General features: G+C 74.3%; 2 protein-coding genes. Both read left to right on the forward strand.

All coding sequences use genetic code 11. The features are described 5' to 3' along the window. Nucleotides 1-113 precede the first annotated feature (113 nt). Nucleotides 114-1,247, forward strand: a complete 1,134-nt coding sequence (locus ACYVE9_RS21595; RefSeq protein ID WP_461029548.1) for a GGDEF domain-containing protein — start codon at nucleotides 114-116, stop codon at nucleotides 1,245-1,247. A 166-nt stretch (nucleotides 1,248-1,413) separates the two neighbouring features. Next, nucleotides 1,414-2,821, forward strand: a 1,408-nt coding sequence (gene hutH / locus ACYVE9_RS21600; protein ID WP_461029549.1) for a histidine ammonia-lyase, incomplete at its 3' end; no start/stop codon positions are given.

A 2,821-nucleotide genomic window follows, 5' to 3' on the forward strand; every position in this document is an offset into this window, starting at 1 on the left:
CGTCCCGCTCACGCGGTCCCGGGGCCCGGGCGGACCGCCCGAACGGGCGCGGAGGGCGGGCGTGGAGCACGGGCGCAGGGCATAGTGGGGCGAAGGCCCATAACCTGGATCGCATGGCAGACGACGCGCGGTTGCAGGCGGTGGTGGGGCTCGCCCAGTCGATGGCTGCCGTGTGCGGCACGCGGGAGGTGGCCCGGGTCGCCGCCGCCCGGGCCCGCGTCGCGATGGACGGTACCTTCGCCGCCGTCTCCGTGTGGGAACGGGGCCACGGCCGGCTGCGGGTGCTCGTCAACGAGGGTGAGCTGGCCGAGGACGAGGAGCCGCTGCCGGAGGACGAGTCCTACCCGGTGCACGACTTCCCGGAGATCACCGAGTTCCTGCACGAGCACTGGATCGGCGGCAGCGGCGAGCCGCACGCCTGGGTGGAGACGGCCACCCCGGAACCGTCCCCGTCCGCGGGGGAGGGCGCGTACTGCCACCAGCGGGTGGCGGCCCTGCGCCGTCGGGGCCGGGGCAGCTGCGTGGTGGCGCCGATCGTGCTGCACGGACGCGCCTGGGGTGAGCTGTACGTGGCCCGGGCGCCGCGTGACCCGGTCTTCTCGCGCGGTGACGCCGAGTTCGCGACCGTGCTGGCGGCGGTGCTGGCCTCGGGCATCGCGCAGACCGAGCGGCTGGCCGAGGTCAGCAGACTGGCCTTCACGGACCCGCTGACCGGTCTGGGCAACCGCCGTGCGGTGGACATGCGGTTGGACGAGGCGCTGGAACGCCACCGGCTCGACGGCAGTGTCGTCAGCCTGGTGGTGTGCGACGTCAACGGGCTGAAAGAGGTCAATGACCGCTACGGCCACGACGCCGGAGACCGGCTGCTGGAACGTTTCGGCTCGCTGTTGTCCCGGTGCGGCGCGATACTGCCGGGCGCTCTGGCGGCCCGACTCGGCGGTGACGAGTTCTGCCTGCTCAGCGTCGGCCCCCCGGCGGACGAGGTGGTCAACGTCGCGGGTGAGCTGTGCGTGCGGGCGCTGGACCTGGACGGTGGACGCGGCGTCGCCTGCGGGGTCGCGTCCACCGGGGACCCGATCGGCCCGGTGCGGTCGGCCCGCCGGCTGCTGCGGCTCGCGGACGCGGCCCAGTACCGGGCGAAGGCCGCCCGGGCGGCGAAGCCAGTGGTCGCCGGCCGGGAGATAGTGCACCTGGCCGACGAGACCCCGCCCCCGGCCGGCGACCGGAGGCGTTTCCGCGGCCGGTGAGACGCGCCACAGGCCCGGGCGCCGAGCGCCGGACGCAGGGACCCAGGTCACAGGCTCGGGGCGCGTGTCGCCGGGGCACCGTCGGCGGGGGAGGGGTCGGCGGGTAAGGGGCGGAGGCCGCCGCCACCCGTGACAGATCTGAATTCAGTGCTTAGGGTGCGTGAATATGGATATGCAGAGCACTGTCGTGGTCGGTTCCTCGGGCGTGACCGCGGCCGACGTCATCGCCGTCGCCCGGGGAGCGGCCCGGGTCACCCTCTCCGACGAGTCCCTCGCCGAGGTCGGCGCCACCCGCCGGTTCATCGACGAACTGGCCTCCAAGCCCGACCCGGTCTACGGCGTGTCCACCGGCTTCGGCGCTCTCGCCGTCCGGCACATCAGCCCGGAACTGCGCGCCCGCCTCCAGCGCAACATCGTGCGCTCGCACGCCGCCGGCATGGGCCCGCGGGTCGAACGCGAGGTCGTACGCGCCCTGATGTTCCTCCGGCTCAAGACGGTCGCCTCCGGACGCACCGGCGTGCGCCCCGAGGTGCTGCTCACCATGGCCGACCTGCTCAACGCCGGCATCACACCCGTCGTGCACGAGTACGGCTCGCTCGGCTGCTCCGGCGACCTGGCCCCGCTGTCGCACTGCGCGCTGACCCTGATGGGCGAGGGCGACGCCGAGGGCCCCGACGGGACCGTGCGCCCCGCGGGTGAACTGCTCGCCGCCCACGGCATCACCCCCGTCGAGCTGCGGGAGAAGGAGGGCCTGGCGCTGCTCAACGGCACCGACGGCATGCTCGGCATGCTGGTGCTCGCCTGCGCCGACCTCGCCCGGCTGCACACCTCCGCCGACATCACCGCCGCGCTCTCCCTCGAAGCGCTGCTCGGCACCGACCGGGTGCTCGCCCCCGACCTGCACGCCATCCGCCCGCACCCCGGCCAGGCCGCCAGCGCTGCCAACATGCGCAAGGTGCTCGACGGCTCCGGCCTGACCGGCCACCACCTGGACGACGCGCCCCGCGTCCAGGACGCCTACTCGGTGCGCTGCGCGCCGCAGGTGGCCGGCGCCGGACGGGACACCCTCGACCACGCCCGCACGGTCGCCGACCGCGAACTCGCGGCGGCCGTAGACAACCCCGTGGTGCTGCCGGACGGCCGCGTCGAGTCCAACGGCAACTTCCACGGCGCGCCCGTCGCCTACGTGCTGGACTTCCTCGCCATCGCCGCGGCAGACCTCGCCTCCATCTGCGAGCGCCGCACCGACCGGCTGCTCGACAAGAACCGCTCGCACGGACTGCCGCCGTTCCTGGCCGACGACGCCGGCGTCGACTCCGGGCTGATGATCGCGCAGTACACCCAGGCCGCCCTGGTCAGCGAGTTGAAGCGGCTCGCGGTACCGGCGTCGGTGGACTCCATCCCGTCCTCCGCGATGCAGGAGGACCACGTCTCCATGGGCTGGTCGGCGGCCCGCAAGCTGCGTACCGCCGTCGAGAACCTCAACCGGGTGGTCGCCGTCGAGCTCTACGCCGCCGCCCGCGCGCTCGAACTGCGGGCGGCGACCGGCGGCCCCGCGCCCGCTCCGGCGTCCC

It is taken from the genome of Streptomyces sparsus (genome assembly GCF_054776295.1).

Excerpts from the sequence above, each read along its gene's own strand:
- ACYVE9_RS21595 (WP_461029548.1), top strand. The coding sequence starts at position 114 with ATGGCAGACGACGCGCGGTTGCAGGCGGTGGTGGGGCTCGCCCAGTCG.